This window comes from Enterobacter sp. MF024, from assembly GCF_005843915.1.
Lineage (GTDB): Bacteria > Pseudomonadota > Gammaproteobacteria > Enterobacterales > Enterobacteriaceae > Enterobacter > Enterobacter barmai.
This window is the reverse complement of sequence record NZ_VCBB01000013.1, coordinates 114,132-130,900: the sequence shown is the minus strand read 5'-3', so window position 1 is coordinate 130,900 and position 16,769 is coordinate 114,132. Positions and strand designations below refer to the sequence as shown.

At 58.5% G+C, this 16,769-nt stretch carries 14 protein-coding genes and 1 pseudogene; 3 read left to right on the top strand and 12 right to left on the bottom strand.

Annotated features, from left to right (window positions below; genetic code table 11):
- Positions 1–59: 59 nt before the first annotated feature.
- From FFB58_RS18700 to FFB58_RS18675, 6 genes and pseudogenes are all read right to left on the bottom strand, one after another.
- Positions 60–998 carry an XdhC family protein gene (locus FFB58_RS18700; protein WP_138370671.1) on the bottom strand — a complete coding sequence of 313 codons (939 nt, stop codon included), beginning with the start codon at positions 996–998 and terminating at the stop codon, positions 60–62.
- A gap of 9 nt (positions 999–1,007) precedes the next feature.
- Positions 1,008–3,206 (bottom strand): aldehyde oxidoreductase molybdenum-binding subunit PaoC, encoded by a 2,199-nt coding sequence (paoC, locus tag FFB58_RS18695; protein ID WP_138370670.1) that lies wholly within the window; start codon positions 3,204–3,206, stop codon positions 1,008–1,010.
- Positions 3,203–4,159 (bottom strand): xanthine dehydrogenase family protein subunit M, encoded by a 957-nt coding sequence (locus FFB58_RS18690; RefSeq protein ID WP_138370669.1) that lies wholly within the window; start codon positions 4,157–4,159, stop codon positions 3,203–3,205. Before FFB58_RS18690 ends, paoC begins: the two co-directional genes overlap by 4 nt.
- The gene (paoA, locus tag FFB58_RS18685; protein WP_138370668.1) at positions 4,156–4,830 is read right to left on the bottom strand and encodes an aldehyde dehydrogenase iron-sulfur subunit PaoA; all 675 of its coding nucleotides are present in this window, start codon (positions 4,828–4,830) and stop codon (positions 4,156–4,158) included. Before paoA ends, FFB58_RS18690 begins: the two co-directional genes overlap by 4 nt.
- A 160-nt stretch (positions 4,831–4,990) precedes the next feature.
- Positions 4,991–6,196: a glycoside hydrolase family 88 protein gene (locus FFB58_RS18680; RefSeq protein ID WP_138370667.1), complete on the bottom strand. Its 1,206-nt coding sequence runs from the start codon at positions 6,194–6,196 to the stop codon at positions 4,991–4,993.
- Positions 6,197–6,210: 14 nt separating this feature from the next.
- Positions 6,211–7,491, bottom strand: a pseudogene (locus tag FFB58_RS18675) (oligosaccharide MFS transporter).
- Positions 7,492–7,694: 203 nt separating this feature from the next.
- On the opposite strand from FFB58_RS18675, the gene FFB58_RS18670 reads away from it, so the two are divergent.
- Together FFB58_RS18670 and FFB58_RS18665 are read left to right on the top strand one after the other, a co-directional pair.
- Positions 7,695–8,567 carry an AraC family transcriptional regulator gene (locus tag FFB58_RS18670; RefSeq protein WP_138370666.1) on the top strand — a complete coding sequence of 291 codons (873 nt, stop codon included), beginning with the start codon at positions 7,695–7,697 and terminating at the stop codon, positions 8,565–8,567.
- A gap of 140 nt (positions 8,568–8,707) precedes the next feature.
- Positions 8,708–8,974: a type II toxin-antitoxin system HicB family antitoxin gene (locus FFB58_RS18665; RefSeq protein WP_138370665.1), complete on the top strand. Its 267-nt coding sequence runs from the start codon at positions 8,708–8,710 to the stop codon at positions 8,972–8,974.
- 48 nt (positions 8,975–9,022) lie between these two features.
- Here FFB58_RS18665 and FFB58_RS18660 read toward each other — a convergent pair whose 3' ends face one another.
- Positions 9,023–10,846, bottom strand: coding sequence for a glycoside hydrolase family 15 protein (locus FFB58_RS18660; RefSeq protein ID WP_138370664.1), 1,824 nt, complete (start codon positions 10,844–10,846; stop codon positions 9,023–9,025).
- Positions 10,847–11,177: 331 nt separating this feature from the next.
- Between FFB58_RS18660 and FFB58_RS18655 the strand changes: the two genes are divergently transcribed.
- Positions 11,178–11,468, top strand: coding sequence for a Bor family protein (locus FFB58_RS18655; RefSeq protein WP_138370663.1), 291 nt, complete (start codon positions 11,178–11,180; stop codon positions 11,466–11,468).
- A 57-nt stretch (positions 11,469–11,525) separates the two neighbouring features.
- Here FFB58_RS18655 and FFB58_RS18650 read toward each other — a convergent pair whose 3' ends face one another.
- From FFB58_RS18650 to FFB58_RS18630, 5 genes are all read right to left on the bottom strand, one after another.
- Entirely contained in the window at positions 11,526–12,467 is a 942-nt protein-coding gene (locus FFB58_RS18650; RefSeq protein ID WP_138370662.1) for a bifunctional helix-turn-helix transcriptional regulator/GNAT family N-acetyltransferase, read from the bottom strand.
- A gap of 62 nt (positions 12,468–12,529) precedes the next feature.
- Positions 12,530–12,862, bottom strand: coding sequence for a DUF1294 domain-containing protein (locus FFB58_RS18645; RefSeq protein WP_138370661.1), 333 nt, complete (start codon positions 12,860–12,862; stop codon positions 12,530–12,532).
- A gap of 67 nt (positions 12,863–12,929) precedes the next feature.
- Positions 12,930–13,385: a GNAT family N-acetyltransferase gene (locus FFB58_RS18640; RefSeq protein WP_138370660.1), complete on the bottom strand. Its 456-nt coding sequence runs from the start codon at positions 13,383–13,385 to the stop codon at positions 12,930–12,932.
- A gap of 137 nt (positions 13,386–13,522) precedes the next feature.
- Positions 13,523–15,331 (bottom strand): diguanylate cyclase, encoded by a 1,809-nt coding sequence (locus FFB58_RS18635; RefSeq protein ID WP_138370659.1) that lies wholly within the window; start codon positions 15,329–15,331, stop codon positions 13,523–13,525.
- Between the two features lie 14 nt (positions 15,332–15,345).
- Positions 15,346–16,455 carry an AI-2E family transporter gene (locus FFB58_RS18630; RefSeq protein WP_039032445.1) on the bottom strand — a complete coding sequence of 370 codons (1,110 nt, stop codon included), beginning with the start codon at positions 16,453–16,455 and terminating at the stop codon, positions 15,346–15,348.
- Positions 16,456–16,769: the final 314 nt, after the last annotated feature.

Here is a 16,769-nt window from a genome sequence, read left to right as displayed (position 1 = left end):
TCCACACGATGAAACAGTGTTAAATAATTTAACATGTACGCAGGAAGACAGGCGTAAAATCAGCCCAACCCCTTAATTTTGATAGGTTCTTCCTGATGCAAACGCGCCGCCGCCACGTCCGCCACCACCGACAGTGCCAGGGTGTTCGCATCCCGCGCCTGAGGGAAAATCCCAATCGGCGCCTTGATGCGCGCGATATCCGCCTCTTCCCAGCCCAGTTCAAGCAGCTTCTCGACCCGCCGCTGGTGGGTGCGACGGCTGCCGAGAGCACCAATATAAAAAGGTTCTGCCGTCAGCGCGGCCTCCAGCACCGGCAACTCCTTGTGCCCATCGTGCCAGAGCAAAATCACCGCCGTGTCGGCATCCATCGGCTCAACCCTGCGCGGGTTGCACTGAACCTCATACCCCGCCGCCTGGGCCACGCGGGCGGTGGCCTGTGCCTCCACGGAGCCCCCGTAAATCAGTATCCGCACACTGGGGCGATAGCCCTGCTCAAAAAGATCGTCCTTCCAGCCTGTCCGGGGTGTCCCGGGCACAGAGTGCAACGACTGCGACGGGGCGTGATAGCGCAATCCCACCGGTTTACGCTGCGCCAGGCTGTTCAATACCGCCAGTAGCGGCTGCACCGAGCGCAGTTTATGGATGTTCAGGGTAATGCCACCGCCGCAGGGCAGCACAATATCGAACCACGGCGATCCCTCGCCGTACTTCACCTGACGGTCTTTGCCGCTGGCGAGGGTCTCCAGCGCCTCGTAAGCGGCAGCGGATTCTACGCAGCCGCCGGAGACATAGCCGCAATATAAGCCGTCCTCGCGAACGGCCATCTGCGCCCCCAGCGGCCTGGCGGCACCGCCGCGGATCTCCACCAGGGTCACCAGCGCCACCGCCATGCCTGCGTTTAACCCCTCCGCCGCGAAGCGCAGCACCGCCACGCTGTCGTCGGTGGCAAAGGCCTGTTCGGGGATAATCTGTTCTGTCAGCGCAGCGTGTTGCAGCATCCTCTCTCCTTACACCACATCGGGTAGCGCTTCGATCAGCTTGTCCAGGGTGATGGGATACTCCCGTACCCGCACGCCCGTGGCGTTGTACACCGCATTGGCAATAGCCGCGCCCACGCCGCACAGCCCCAGTTCGCCCACCCCTTTGGCTTTCATGGGCGAGGAGATCGGGTCGGTGTCGTCGAGGAAAATGACCTTCTGCTCCGGGACATCGGCATGCACCGGCACTTCATACCCCGCCATGTCGTGATTAACGAAGTACCCCAGCCGGGTGTCCACCGCCAGCTCCTCCATCAGCGCCGCGCCGAGCCCCATGGTCATCGCGCCAATCACCTGGCTGCGGGCGGTTTTCGGGTTAAGAATGCGGCCTGCGGCGCACACCGCCAGCATACGCCGGACCCGCACTTCCCCCGTCGCCACGTCCACGGCCACCTCGATAAAGTGGCCGGCAAAGGTCGACTGCTGGTACTGCTTGTCCAGATCGCCAAACTCGATACTGTCTTCGGCGGTCAGCGTGCCGTTGGCAGCGGCCTCGCGAATCTCCGCGCTGCGCGTATCCTGGGCGATCTTCCCGTCGCTAAATTGCGCCTGGTCGGGGTCGAAACCGAGTTTCGTGGCGATGGTTTCGCGCAGCTTCACGCAGGCGGCGTAAACCCCCGAGGTGGAGGTATTCGCCCCCCACTGTCCCCCTGAACCGGCCGACACCGGGAAGCTCGAATCCCCGAGGTGCACCGTCACGTTTTCCAGCGGCACGCCCAGCATTTCCGCCGCCGTCTGGGCAATGATGGTGTAACTCCCGGTGCCGATGTCCGTCATGTCGGTTTCTACCGTCACCTTTCCGTCGGCATCCAGATGCACCCGGGCGGCGGATTTTTCTAACAGGTTATTGCGAAAACCGGCCGCCATGCCGATGCCCACCAGCCAGCGCCCGTCGCGAACCTGGCCTGGCGTCGCGTTGCGCTGCTTCCAGCCGAACTCCTCGGCCCCGGTGCGCAGGCACTCAATCAGCTGACGACGGGAGAAGGGACGCTTGGGATCCGCCGGATCGACCTGCGTGTCATTGAGGATGCGAAACTCAACCGGATCGACGCCCGCTTTCTCCGCCATCTCGTCGATGGCAATCTCAAGCGCCATCAGGCCCGGCGCTTCACCGGGGGCGCGCATGGCGTTGCCCTCGGGCAGATCCAGTTTTGCCAGCCGCAGGCCGGTATGACGATTTTCACCCGCGTAGAGCAGTTCGGTCTGCTGCACCGCCGTCTCCGGCGTGCCGCCGGGCAGATTGCCGGACCAGCTGTCATGGGCGATGGCGGTGATTTTCCCTGCCTTGTCAGTACCAATGCGAATGTGCTGAATGGTCGCCGGACGGTGAGTGGTGTTGTTAGGGATCGTCGGGCGCGCCAGCATCACCTTAACCGGACGCTTCACGGCCCGGGCCGCCAGCGCGGCCAGCAGGGCATCGCTTCGCAGGAACAGCTTGCCGCCAAAGCCCCCGCCGATATAGGGGGAGATGATGCGCACGTTCTCCTCGGGGATCTTCAGCGTCGCCGCCAGGTCGGTGCGACACCATGCCACCATCTGATTGGAGGTCCAGAGCGTCACCTTATCGCCGTCCCAGACGGCCATAGAGGCGTGCGGCTCCATCGCCATATGGCTCTGATCGGGGGTGGTATAGGTAACGTCTAGCTTCACCTCGGCGGCGTTAAAGGCGGCGTCAAAATCGCCGACGTTTTTATCCGGGGTCTTCTCTGGCGGCTGGTTGACGGCGGGTTTTTCCTCCGCCAGCGAGTACGCGCCCTGATCACGCCGGTACTGAACCTGCACCAGCGACGCCGCCGCCCGGGCCTGCTCAAAGGTCTCGGCCACCACCAGCGCAACGGCCTGATGGTAGTGCTCGATCTTTGGCCCACCCAACAGTGTGGCCGCGTTGCGCTCACCTTTGCCGAGCGCACCCGCGCTGCTGGCGGTGATCACCGTCAGCACGCCCGGCGCTTTTTTCGCGGCCTGGGTGTCGATGGTGGCGATCTCGCCTTTCGCGATGGCCGAGCCGACCACGTAGCCATAGGCCGCGTTGGGCGCGGTGTCATGCCATTCGTAGGCATAGTGCGCCTTGCCGGTGGTTTTTAACGGGCCGTCGATACGGTCATGAGGCTGTCCAACCACCTTCAACCGATCGATCGGGTTTTCCCCTGCCGGTTTCTCAAATTTCATACCTGAGCCCTCGCTTCTGTCAGCACGGAGGCAAGCGTTCGCTTCGCCAGGGTAAGTTTGAATCTGTTTTCAGGCGTCGGATGCGCGTCGGCAAACAGCGCGTCATACACCGCCTGCGCCCCCTGAGTGACCTGCGCATCGGCCTGCGCCACTCGCCAGGGTTTATGCGCCACGCCGCCCAGCGCGACGCGACCTGTGCCGTCCGGCTGGACAATCGCCGCCACCGACACCAGCGCGAAGGCGTAAGAAGCGCGATCGCGGACCTTACGGTAAATGTGCTGCCCAGCCACCGGCGGCGGCAGGCTGACGGCGGTAATCAACTCGCCGGGCGTCAGGACGGTCTCGATATGAGGCGTTTTCCCCGGGGCGCGATAAAAGTCGGCGATGGGAATGTTGCGCGCTTTTCCGTCCGGGTTGATGGTTTCCACCACCGCGTCCAGCAGCCGCATCGCCACGGGCATGTCGCCAGGATGGGTGGCGATACAGGCTTCGCTGCTTGCTACCACCGCATGCTGGCGGCTAAACCCTTCCAGCGCCGCGCAGCCGCTGCCGGGAAGACGCTTATTGCAGGGCTGGTTAGTGTCGTAAAAGTAGGGGCAGCGGGTTCGCTGGAGAAGATTGCCCGCCGTGGTGGCCTGGTTGCGCAGCTGTCCGGAGGCCCCGGCCAGCAGCGCCCGGGAGAGCACGGCATAGTCACGGCGCACGCGCTCATCGGCGGCCAGATCGGTATTTCGCACCAGGGCACCGATGCGCAGCCCGCCCTCGTCGGTAGCGTCAATCTTATCCAGCCCCAGGCCGTTCACGTCGATCAGGTGGGTGGGGGTCTCGATTTCCAGCTTCATCAGATCCAGCAGATTAGTGCCGCCAGCGATAAATTTCGCGCCAGGGGTGCGCCGGGCGCTGGCCGCCGCCTCGGCCGGGGTCTGAACCCGTTCATAGGTGAAGGCTTTCATGATTTCTTCCCTCCGGCGACGTCTTCAATGGCGGCAAGAATGTTGGCATATGCGCCGCAGCGGCAGATGTTGCCGCTCATGCGCTCGCGGATCTCCTGGGCGCTCATTTCGGGAGGGGAGACCAGATCGAGGGTCACATGGCTGGGGATGCCCGCTTCAATCTCTTTCAGTACCGCCACCGAGGAGCAGATTTGCCCCGGCGTGCAGTAGCCGCACTGATAACCATCGTGTTCGACAAACGCCGCCTGCATGGGATGCAGATTGTCAGGCGTGCCCAGCCCCTCGATGGTGGTGATGTCAGCGTTCTGGTGCATCACGGCCAGGGTGAGACAGGAATTGATCCTGCGCCCGTCAACGATAACGGTGCAGGCGCCGCACTGCCCGTGGTCGCAGCCTTTTTTGGTGCCGGTCAGGTGCAGGTTCTCGCGCAGGGCATCCAGCAGGGTGGTTCGGGTATCCACCTCCAGCTGCTGCTGCTCGCCGTTGACGCGAAACGTCACCGGCATCATCTCCGGCGCGGGCGTGACGGCGGGTTGACCCTCGGCCAGCGCGCCACAAGGGTAAACCGCCGCGGTTGCCGCCGCTGCGGCGCTGACTTTTATCAGCTCCCGACGGGACAGGCTGAAGTCGTGTGATCGTCCATCATCAGGGTATTCGCCTTGGTTGCTCATGCCAGGCCTCCGGTATTTAAGGGGATAAAAGTGAAAGAGGGTGCGACTGTGTCGTCTGTTTTTTAAACGTTAAGCATAGTCGGCGATGTGAGCAGGATTATTCTTAAATCGTGGATGCCATGCGCCAGAAGGAATTATCAGGCGCATGGCCGGTGGGCGGTTACCAGTACCTCGACCAGGTCTGACGCACCCGGGTCAGCAGCTCGAGGTAGTAATAATCACCCCAGCTACAGCACTCATCCACGCCAATACCGGCGGGCATGTGATAAACCGAATGCTTCAGCAATCCTTCACACGGATCCTCGTCATCCGCCAGATAGTTCTCGGTCAGCGACTGGACGATCCGCAGCGCCATCTCCTCGTAATGGGCGCGATGTTCATCCAGCACCGGCAAGGCGTTAACCAGCTCAAGCAGGCCGCAGGCGGCGATAGCTGCCGCCGAACTGTCGCGCACGGCATCGGTGCCCAGCAGGGCCAGATCCCAGTGGCAGACATCATCTTCCGGCAGGCGGTTGATAAAGTAGTGGGCCAGGCTGCGGGTCAGGTCTACCAGAGGCTTATCGCCGGTGTAGAGATAGCTGAGCATAAACCCATAGATGGCCCATGCCTGGCCGCGGGACCAGCATGACGTATCGCTATGGCCCTGATGGGTATCACCAAAACGCGGCTCGCCGGTCGTCACGTCCATGTAAAAGGTGTGGAAGGTCGAGGCATCCGGGCGGACGATGTATTTTGCCGCCTGCTGCGCATGAGCCGCTGCGGCTTCGGCGTAGCGCGCTTCGCCGGTCTGCTCGCTGGCCCAGTACAGAAGCGGCAGGTTCATATTGCAGTCAATGATCATCCGTCCCTGCTGCGCCGGATCGTTCAGGTCGCCCCAGGCCTGGATAATTTTCGCCACCGGGTTGTAGCGCTCCATCAGGATATCGGCCGCCTGAAGTGCGACCCGGCGGGCAGTATCATTCCCCGTTAAGCGCCAGGCGTTAACGCAGGAGAGGGAGTAGAGAAACCCCAGATCGTGGGTGGCCGTTTCAATGCGCTGCGCCAGTCGCGAGGCGAAAGAGGGCAGATAGCGCTCCGCCGCCTGGCGGTATTTATCCTCCCCGGTCAACTCCCAGGCCAGCCACAGCTGGCCGGTCCAGAAGCTGGTGGTCCATTGCGTATTGTCTGAAGGGGTCCATTTTCCCCCTTCGCAGGCTTCGTTAGGGAATTTATCCCCCATCAGGGCCATCGTTTTATCCAGCTTAGGCGTGATGCGGTTTACCGCCTCATCCAGCTTGCGGCGCAGCTGCAGGCGATCAACCTGATGCAGTTCCACAGGGCGCAGTGACTCGGTCACGACATTTGCAGTGACAGCAGAACGAATCATATTTTGTCCTCAGATTAGTGTTTTACCGGCTCGACCGGGGTAGGTTTCAGTTCAGGGGAAAAGGTATCGGTCAGGCCACGTTGAGACTTGCAGGGCGAAAGGGTAAAGGCGGAGATCAGGGTAAACAGCAGGGCGCAGCTGCCCATCATCAGGTAGGTGTGCTCAAAGCCGATTTTCTCATACAGGTAGCCCGCATGCGGTGCCACCACCACGGAGCCGACGTAGACCATCGCCTGATAGCCCAGCAAATACATGGTGGCATTCACTTTTTTATGGAAATGCTCGGCGATGTATTTGAAAACGGAAATCAGCAGCAGAGCGATTTCTACGCCATACAGCGGCTTGATAATCGAGATCATCAGCGGATCGGAGGTCAGTCCCGAGGCAATCAGGCGGATCCCCACCACCAGGCCGCACAGCAGCAGCCCTTTTTTGGCACCAAAATGATTCACCACCGCCGGAATAAACATCATCATCAGGAATTCAATACCCGCCTGCAGGGTGCCCAGATAGTCGTACCAGGCATTACCCTGCTGTTTCGTTTCGAAAAAGGAGACGAAGTAGCGCGGGAACTGCTGCTCGGCGACAAACATCATCCATGCCACGCCGGCCACATACAGGCTGAACATCCAGAACTTCTGATTTTTCAGCAACGCAATGACATCGGCAAACACGATGCGGTTGTCGGCAATCACGTTGTTATTGCGCAGCTGCTCGTCGCCTATTTTCAGGCTCATCAGCACCAGCAGCATCACCACGGAGGTTCCGCTGCTGACAAGAAAGTTCGCCAGCGGAGTGATGTTAAACAGCACGCCGGAGACCGACGCCGCCAGCGCCCAGCCGAGCGATCCCCACATGCGGATCCGGCCAAACTCCAGGCTATACAGACGACTAAAGCGATCGGCGTAGGATTCCGCGGCCGCGACGCCGGCATACCAGCCGAGGCTCAGCCAGAACGCACCGACGATAATGCCGATCGTGGTGTGGGTTAACAGCAGCGGCTGGTAGACGGTGACAAAAAACGGTGCCATCAGGGCCGAGATGGCGCAGACAAAATAGAGCAACTATTTGCTCATGCCTATTTTATCCATGATGTAGCCGTAAACCGGTTTAAGGATCACCGCAAAGGCACCGTTAATCGCAAATACGCTGCCAATGGTAATGCTGTCTAATCCCACTTTCTGGCTCAGCCATAAGGCATATAAACCAAAGCTCGATGACCAGGTAAAAAAATAGAGAAAAATAAAGCCACTCATTTTTATTTGTGCGGTACGAACGGATGAGGATAGCGTCATCATTATCTCTCCTGATTACTCATTTATTTTATTGCGTGTGGCGGGCACACGGTGAGCGAATCCTGGTGGATTTTCCGCTTTTCTCCGAGTGAGCTACGTCACAAAAACTATCCGTTATTTAAAGAAAGTTGGATTTAAGCCCGTACACGGCAATATTTTATAAATCATGGCCTAAAAACTTAACTCTGTTGCTCTGAGGAAAAATGCAGGAACGACAATTAATGGAGCGCATCGCGCTAAATGACGACGTCATGGCGCTCTATCGTCCGCGCGGCTCCAGCGCGCTCTATTACCACTGGCACCAGTGCGTTGAGTTTCTGTATGTGTCTGAAGGCTACGGCATTGTGGTGGTCGATAACCGTCACTACACCGCCCGGCCCGGTCGGCTGTTTATCTTTCCGCCTTTCCGGCTGCACAAGGTCCATGTCGAGGCCAGCGACAGTAATCGCTACTACCGCACCACCATGCATATTGAGCAATCGTCGGTGATTGCTGCCCTGCGGGATTTCCCCCGCCATCAGGCGCAGTTTGCCGCCCTGGCCGACAGCAACGTGCCTGCGCAGGTGTACGATCTCAGCGAACACGCCCAGATGATGGGGTGCATTCTGGATCGGTATTGCGGGCAGGGCAGCGGCAATCAAACGGAAGCCAGCGAGGTGGCATTTCTGGTGATGCAGATAATGGCCTTTCTGCCCGCACAGCCGCAGACGCCCGTTCAGCAACAACATACCGTGGCGGCGCAGATCATGCAGTGGGTGGAAGATCATTATCAGGAGAAGTTTTCCCTGGACGATCTGGCCAGCGCTATCGGCCTGTCGCGCAGCTACACGTCGCGGATCTTCCGTCAACAAACCGGCGGCAGCATTCACGAATACCTGCTCACCCGGCGCATCAAAAAAAGCTGTGATTTATTGCGTATGTCGCCGTTAAGCATCAACGGGATTGCCGAAAAGGTGGGATTTACCGAGATGACGTATTTCATTACCTGCTTTAAAAAGCGGATTGGGCAAACGCCATTACAGTACCGCAAGCAGCATCTGGCTCCGGATGCACGTCAGGAGCACGATGAGGCATGACCGCCATGGTAAATCCCCTCAGGATCCGTAAAGTTTATCGACCATCATCAAAAATTTTTTTACTTTCAAAACTGCTTTTTAATTTGATTTATGGAGCGTAATATCCACACCAGTTATGTTGATTAGGATAATTCTCAAGGATGAGCCGCTCAAATACCCTTTTTATCGACGGACATAAAGCCCTGGTGACCTACGATCCGGTGATTGATATGTTCCGTGGTGTGTTTCTGAATACCAGAAGTGAAGCGCGCTTTATGGCGCGAGATGTGCAGGAGCTGAAGATCGCCGCCCGGGATGCGCTGGACAGCTATCTCAACACCTGCAATATCACCGGCGTACAACCCTTCCAGCAGCGATCCCTGCGGCCTTTGATGGCGCTACAGCGGCTTAAAGCTATTCTGCATTGATCCCTTCTGGCTGTTGGCCTGCCTGATTTTCCGTCAGGCAGGCAAGGGCTATTTACCTTCCTGATGATCGCTGATGGCCTGCGCCGCACAGATCAGCGCCAGATGGCTTAACCCCTGAGGCATATTGCCGACCCACTCGCCGGTGCGGGTATCGAACATTTCATTGAAGGTTTCGACATTGCCGCGATGACATAGCGTTTCAAGAATTTCATCCATGTTCTTTTCGGCCTGCTCCGGTTCGCCCATCGAGGCCCAGGCCTCCGCCAGCCAGAAGGCGCAGGCGATAAAGGTGCTCTCCTCCTGCTCAACCCCGCTGTAGCGGTAGATCATCGAGCTGTTATGACCCAGCTCGCGTTGGATGGCCTGATAGGTCAGCTTCATGCGTTTCGGGTTCACTTTCACACCGTAGCGCGACACCAGGGTGAGCGACGCATCCAGCAGCCCGCCGTCCCCGTCGTAAAAACAGTAGGACTGATGGGTCTCCGACCAGCAGTGCTCTTCAATCCAGTCGCGGATGCGGTCCCGCTCCCGGGCCCAGCGCGCTTTCCATGTAGGTTCGATATGGTTGGTCTCGGCCAGCACCACGGCGCAGTCCAGCGCCAGCCAGCAGGCCATTTTTGAGTGGGTGTAATGCCGCTCTTCCGGCAGCTCCCAGATCCCGGAGTCCTTCATGCGCCAGCGGTCGGCGCACTGGTTGGCAAGATGCCCCAGGAAGCGCGAGGTGCCGATATCCAGAATATGCCCCGCCTCGACGAACAGTTTCGCCACGCCAAGCATATCGCCATACATGCTCAGCTGGCGCTGGTTGCGGGCGTTATTGCCGAGGCGTACCGGCTGCGAATCCCGGTAGCCCTGCAGTTCGGGGTAGGTCTCTTCCGGCACCAGTTCGCCGTCGAGGGTGTAGCAGGCCCGCATCTCCGGGCCGTGTTTAATGATGGTTTTCGACAGCCAGGAGAAGGCCGCTTTACACTCTTCAAGGGTGCCCAGATAGGTAAAGGCTTTGATGATCAGGCAGGCATCGCGCACCCAGGCAAAGCGGTAATCATAGTTTTTGCTGCCGCCGGGCCCCTCCGGCAGGGAGGTGGTGGCGGCTGCCGCCAGCGCGCCGGTGGGGGAGTACCAGAGGAACTTCAGCGCCAGCGCGGAGCGGATAACGTGATCTTTATAGAGGCCGTCGTATTTCAGCCCCTTCACCCAGTCCTGCCAGGCGGTGTGGCTGGTTTCAATACGGTTATCAATCGCCTGAATGTCCGGTACCGCCAGCGGCTCATCCAGGGTCACCAGCAGCGCGACAATCTCCCGGCTCCCTTTCTTCAGGACGATCTCCGCCTCGATCTCTTCATCATCGGCACGGGTAATGACCACGTTTTCGCTGGTGTGGAGCATCGCCATCAGGTCGCCGATATGGTAAACGCTGCCCTTGTCGGTATCGGAGCGCCAGGGCGATCGCGTTTCGATCATCGTTCCGAACCGCAGTTGAAGTCTGAACGTCACGGTGCCGCGCACCCCTTCCAGACGGCGGGCCAGCTCGCTCCAGGGCAGACGGCCTGCCAGTGTGCTGTTGATGGATTCGGTTAACAGCGCCGTGCCGTCTTTCGTTTCATAGCGGGTTTCCAGGATGTTGCTGTCCTCGCGATAGGCGCGGGAGACGGTGTATTCACTCGCCGGTGTCAGGCTGAAAAAACCGCCGATGCCAGGGTCCAGCAAGCGGTCAAAAAGGGGCGGCGAATCGAGGTTGGGCGCGCCCCACCAGTCGATCGAACCATCCGGGGCGATGAGCGCCACCGAGCGCCCTTCACCGATAGCGGCGTAGTCTCCAAGGCCAACGAACCCGTTATCGCGCAAAGGCATGTCGTATTTCGCATTTTTCAAATGAGTGATCCCTTTTCTTTGATGAATATAAAGCCTGGCATAATGTGACGGTTATCGCGCTTTCAGGGGGATATGATGGGAGAAAATCCTGGCACCATCGGCTCCCTCTCTATTCAGGGAGAGGGCTGGGGTGAGGGGGAATATGCCGCACAGATGCTTTTTTCTTACTCTCCGCACACACTCGTTTAACAAAGCCAATCTGCCGAAATTACATATATCAATGGCGCGTCAATAGAACGCGTAAGTTTCCCGATCTGCCCGCTGGTCGGATATGTTGTGCAGGGGGGCAGTCATAACATCCAGGACTGTTCCTCCCCAACCTAAGAAAATTATGAAAAAGTTAATGATGATAGCGTTCGTCGCGGTTGCTCTGTCCGGCTGCGCCCAACAAACTTTCAGGATCAACAGCGGGGTGGCTGAAAAGCCCACTCAGGAAACAAAACAATCCTTCTTTGTTAATGGTATTGGTCAGTCTAAGACGATTGATGCGGCGCAGGTTTGCGGCGGCGCGGATAAAGTTATTCGTACCGAAGTGCAGGAATCCGGCACGGATGTATTATTACGTGTCGTAACGCTGGGTATTTATACCCCTCGCGAAGCGCGGGTTTATTGCGCTAAATAAATATAATGGCGGGCATTTAATAATGCCCGCCATTATTTATTAGCGCCTGGAATCGATTTATTTACGCGTAAACTGTTGCTCTGTAATGGTGCTGCCCCACTGATCGCCTTGCCACTCTTTCGATAATACAAAGCCGAAGGACTCATACAACCGCCGTGCCGCCGTCAGCTTATTAAAGGTCCACAGCTGAACCGCAGAGAACTCCCTCTCATCGCAAAACTTCATCGCTTCAGCAATCAGCTTTCTGCCCACGCCGCCACCGCGACAACCGTCATCCAGGATAAACCAGCGCAAATGCGCCTCGTTGTTTCCGAGATCTTCGCCGTCAATGGCGACTGAGCCAACGATGCGTCCGTTCTGCATCGCCAGCCAGATTTGATTGTTCGCATTGTCCAGACGCCCCGAAAAATCCGCTAAGCCAGCGGCGACCTTCGCCTCAAAAAAAGAGCCAAAGTGATGCTCTCTCGCGTAATAGCTGCCGTGCATTTCCGTGATGCGGCCAATCATGCCTGGATGATAGCCAGAGACAATGGTTACCGCGCTTTTTTCTGGCAGATCAACATCATCCCTGCAGGCTTTGAGGGCGCTGGCATAGACGCTCAGGCCCTGTGATACGACGCGCTGCTGGCTGGCGTCCATTTTTTGCAGGGCGGAAATGACGCGTTCGTTACCGTAGGCATTAATTCTGCGCACCGTTTCTCTGCCCTGAGGGCTCAGGCTAAGCTGCTTGATTCTGGCATCCTCCGGGGAGGCGCTCTCTTCCAGCTCCCCGGCCTTGATCAGCTTGGCGAGCATGCGGCTGACGCTGGATTTCTCCAGTCCCAGGATCTGCACCAGCTGGGCGGCAGTCAGGGAGCCCCTGGCTTCCATCTCAAGCAGGGTATGCACTACGGAAGGGGAGTAATCCGTTGCCGCAAGGGTGTGGTTCATAAAGCCGAGTTCCCGCACCATCAGACGCGACGAGATACGGATCTCTTCAACAATCGACGAATCAGTCATTATTAGGTTAGCCTGTAAAAGATAGTTGTACTATACAACCATCTTTCACGCATTGCTGTCAATCAGGAAGCGAAACGCCAGGCGACAAGCATCAGCACCGCGACGTTAAGCACCACGCTAACCATAAAATAGGTTTTGAACGGCTGCTTTTGGGTTTTATGACGAAACAGCTGCTGGCCAAAGATAGCGCCCGGCCATCCCCCGACAAACCCGCATACCAGCAGGGTCGATTCCGGGACTCTGCGCCAGGCTTTGCGGGCCGCCAGTTTGTCGGCACCGTAGATCAAAAACGTCAGCGCGCTGGCGAGCAGAAACCACATCGCCAGAGAATGAGGCAACAGGGCGCTGCCCGCGGCGGCAAGGGCGAGAAGGAAATAACAGAGGACATTGAGCATGGGAGGCAGTGTCAGTTATCGATCCGAAGGGGCGATGATACGCGATCCTTGCGGGAGTGTAACCGGGCTAGCCGGTTAACCTTTTGGCAAAACAGATGGCCTCGTCGCGCCCGATATAGGGGCCATAGTTTTCTCTCTGCACATAGCCATGCTTTAAATAGAACTGCACCGCGCGAGCGTTGATTTTGCGCGTCTCAAGCCACAGCTCACGGTAGCCCATGCCCCGGGCTGCCTCTTCAAGCCAGGCGAGTAGCGCCGCGCCAGTGCCCGGGCAACTCCGGTCAGAGAACATGCGTTTGAGTTCAGCTGTGGTCTCAGTCAGCGGGCGGAATGCACCACAGCCTATGGGCTGATTATTTTCATCTTTCGCTATCACCCACATCGCCCGCTCCCCGGAGACATCCTGCGGGTCGAAGTGGCTTTTACCATTGTTCCCGGTGATCGCGGCAAGCTCTGAAGAGAGCTGATCGATGAGCGCCTGAGAGTCGGTTGAGGTTGGGCTGGATTTTTCGATGGTTATCATTTTGACTGGGGCTGAAATTCGGTTTGGATGCCAGTATAAGTCATTGTAAAACCGGCTTATCATACGGAAACGTTATGATGCTACAGCGCGAAGATGGAAGAAGCACCCGCCGGCGACGGGAGCTTCTTTGAGCTCTGTCAGATATTCGCCCCCGGCGGCTGATTCCCCGCCTCCAGCATCCCAAAACTCACAATCCTTGAACGCCCCAGCTCTTTCGCCCGGTACAGCGCAACGTCGGCGGCGCGCAGCAGGTTTTCGCCCTGAGCGTGCTGCGGATAGCTGGCAATGCCAATCGACACATCCACCGGGCCGATCTCCGACAGCTCATAGCGCAGCGCCAGGCCGTGCACGGCGGTATGGATTTCGCTGGCAGTGGCAAACGCCGCCGCTTCATCCGCGCCCGGCAGCAGGGCCAGAAACTCCTCGCCGCCATAGCGGAACGCCATGCCCTTGTCGCTGACCGCGCGCTGGACAATTGCCGCCACGCCCTTAATCACCTGGTCGCCCGCTTCGTGCCCCAGCCTGTCGTTGATGGCTTTGAAGTGGTCGATGTCGATCATCAGGCAGCTTACCGGGTTCCCGCTGTGCAGCGCCTGGTTCATCTGGGTGCGCAGGGCATCTTCCAGATGATGGCGGTTGCGCAGCCCGGTCAGAGGATCGAACAGCGCTTTTTCCAGCAGGGCATCGCGCAGACGCTGGTTAGCCAGCGCCAGACCAAGCGCTTCAGCCATCAGCTCCAGATAGGCGCGGGAAGGGGCCATCTCCGGAGTAAGGTTCTGGAAGGAGAGCAGGCCGATGGCTTCACCCTGGGCAATCAGCGGCACGCAAAGTGCATGATGGGCGCAGCTGTCCGGCAGGTGATAGCAGGCGATATCCGGCTCGCCGTTGACCGGCGGATGGCTCTGACCGCGACGCACCGCCCAGCACTGGTCCGGATGGAACGGATCGGGCTCGCCCTGCGGGTTAAGCCACTCGGCGGCGCAGCGCATCTGCCACGGCGCGTGTTCGAGAAGATAGAGCCGCCCGGCGATCCCCGGTGCAATGCTGGGAGCGAACAGCCGCGCGACGTTCAGCACGTCCTCGACGGATTCGCACCCCTGCAGGCGTTGCGTCATGCGCGCCAGCAGTTCGCGGATCGCCCAGTCGGCGTCGCGCTCCTTCTCAAGCCGCTGCCGCACCAGGCCGTTTTCACGAAAGATGCGGATCGCCTGGGCCATGTCGCCAATTTCGTCGATCTGACGGTAATCCGGGGCTTCGACGGCATAATCCTGGGAAGCCAGCCGGTTGACCACGTCGCTCAGGCGCACCACCGGGCGCAGCACCCGGCGCTTAAGGATAAAGCCCAGCACAAACAGGAACATCAGCGCGGTGAGGCCGACCATCACCTCGGAGAGCGTGCGCAGCGCGTGGGATTTTGCCGTGGCATCCTCAATGGCCACGTCGGTGCGGCGGTCCAGCATCTGGCGAAAATGGTCGAGCTGGTTCTGCGCCTGCTCCAGTTCGCTCTCGTAACGCTCGCCATAGAGCCGTTCAATGGCCTGCGCCTGCTGCCCGCTATTGACGCTGGCGATGGCGCGCTGCTGTTCATCCTGCAGGGCATCGGCCACGGTTAACCCTTCGTGCAGCAGGGCCAGCTCTTCATCGCTGGCCCCCGCGTCTTTAAGCTTTTGCAGGCGATGCTCGACGCCGACCATGGAGGCCGCTTTCTGGCGATACTCGTCGGCCACCGCGGGCGTCTGTTTGATGACATACAACCGCGCCAGATCCGAGAGCGCCCAGGCGTCCACCTCAACTTCTTCGGTCAGTTGATCGAAGACGTAGCGCTGTTCTACGGCCTGTCGCTCCACCTTTTCAGCGCTGGAAGCCATTAACATGGCTATCCCTGAAGCGATGGTCAGACAGACCGTGGCACCGTATGCCCAGTTAGTGATAGTGGCGATACGCAAGTCTTATTCCTTTTTCATAAATCAGGCGAATTTTTGCCTTCTTCGATAATGGCGTCATCTATTTCTTCGGCATTACCGGCATGATCGCGCCCCGAGAGCAGATTCCAGCAGGCGATAAACAGGGCGGCGATCAACGGGCCAATCACAAAGCCATTGATACCGTAAATCTCCATCCCGCCCAGGGTAGTGATGAGGATGAGATAGTCGGGCATTTTGGTGTCTTTACCCACCAGCAGCGGACGCAGAATGTTATCCACCAGGCCGACGATCAGCACAAAGAACCCGACGATAAACAGGCCCTGCCAGATTTGCTGTGTGGCGAAGAGGAAGATGGCCGCGGGCACCCAGATGATGGCCGAACCCACCGCCGGGATGAGGGACAGGAACGCCATCAGCGCGCCCCACAAAATGCTGCCGTTGATACCGACTATCCAGAAGGCGATCCCGCCCAGCAAACCCTGAACCAGCGCCACCACGGCCGTGCCTTTTACCGTCGCTCTGGCGACCCCGGCAAACTTGGCAAACAGATGCTGTTTGGCGAAATTCGACAGCGGCAGGCTGTCGAGGATCTGGCGCACCAGCCAGGGGCCATCTTTCAGCAGGAAGAACAGCAGATAGACCATCACGCCAAAGCTGATGGCGAAGCCAAAGGTGCCCTTACCAATCAGGAAGGCGCTGCCAGCCAGGTATTGTCCGCCTCTTAACGCTGCTTCAGAGAGCTTCTGCTGGATCTGCGCCGCGGTATCGAGATCGTGCTCGATCATCAGGGTGCGCAGCCAGTGGGGCAGATGGGCGAAGAGGCTCGCCACCACGGTGGAAAACTGGGTGTCGTTCTGCTGCAGGCGCGTATAAACGATATTGAGTTCAAAGGCTAATGAGGAAAAGATCACCATCAGCGGAATAAAAACAATCAGGCAGATCAGCAGCACGCTGAGCAGCGCCGCCAGCCCGTTGCGATCCCCCAGCCTGATACGCAGCGCGTTTTTAACCGGGTAGAAAATCACCGCCAGGATAGCGGCCCACAGGATCGCCGAGAAGTAGGGCGACAGCACATCAAAAAACGCCCAGGTAACCAACAGGAGAATAAGTATGAAGAAACCCTTGGTCAGTCCGTTAAATCGCATTGGATCATCCTTTTTTATATAAACACTACGACTATAGGATGTTTTATATGATTTAACATTCTCATGATTGCGTGCGGCCTGTTGCCGGGTGGCGGCGATGCCTTACCCGGCCTACGTTTCGTGGTTTTGTAGGCCCGCGCAAGCGGAGCGCCGCCGGGCGCTCCGCACTCCCCCTAAAGTTTAGCGGCCCAAAACAGATCCCACTTTCGTCTGACCGACGGGGGGAGTGGGGCGGTACATGCTTTAAGTATCGGCTTGCAGGAGGTATCAGATGGCATGGCGACCCTTTCTCTACGTCATTTATACGGTTCATC

Bases quoted from the DNA above. Each gene is read 5' to 3' on its own strand.
- FFB58_RS18700 (WP_138370671.1), bottom strand. From the start codon at position 998: ATGCTGCAACACGCTGCGCTGACAGAACAGATTATCCCCGAACAGGCC.
- paoC (WP_138370670.1), bottom strand. From the start codon at position 3,206: ATGAAATTTGAGAAACCGGCAGGGGAAAACCCGATCGATCGGTTGAAG.
- FFB58_RS18690 (WP_138370669.1), bottom strand. From the start codon at position 4,159: ATGAAAGCCTTCACCTATGAACGGGTTCAGACCCCGGCCGAGGCGGCG.
- paoA (WP_138370668.1), bottom strand. From the start codon at position 4,830: ATGAGCAACCAAGGCGAATACCCTGATGATGGACGATCACACGACTTC.
- FFB58_RS18680 (WP_138370667.1), bottom strand. From the start codon at position 6,196: ATGATTCGTTCTGCTGTCACTGCAAATGTCGTGACCGAGTCACTGCGC.
- FFB58_RS18670 (WP_138370666.1), top strand. From the start codon at position 7,695: ATGCAGGAACGACAATTAATGGAGCGCATCGCGCTAAATGACGACGTC.
- FFB58_RS18665 (WP_138370665.1), top strand. From the start codon at position 8,708: ATGAGCCGCTCAAATACCCTTTTTATCGACGGACATAAAGCCCTGGTG.
- FFB58_RS18655 (WP_138370663.1), top strand. From the start codon at position 11,178: ATGAAAAAGTTAATGATGATAGCGTTCGTCGCGGTTGCTCTGTCCGGC.
- FFB58_RS18650 (WP_138370662.1), bottom strand. From the start codon at position 12,467: ATGACTGATTCGTCGATTGTTGAAGAGATCCGTATCTCGTCGCGTCTG.
- FFB58_RS18645 (WP_138370661.1), bottom strand. From the start codon at position 12,862: ATGCTCAATGTCCTCTGTTATTTCCTTCTCGCCCTTGCCGCCGCGGGC.
- FFB58_RS18640 (WP_138370660.1), bottom strand. From the start codon at position 13,385: ATGATAACCATCGAAAAATCCAGCCCAACCTCAACCGACTCTCAGGCG.
- FFB58_RS18630 (WP_039032445.1), bottom strand. From the start codon at position 16,455: ATGCGATTTAACGGACTGACCAAGGGTTTCTTCATACTTATTCTCCTG.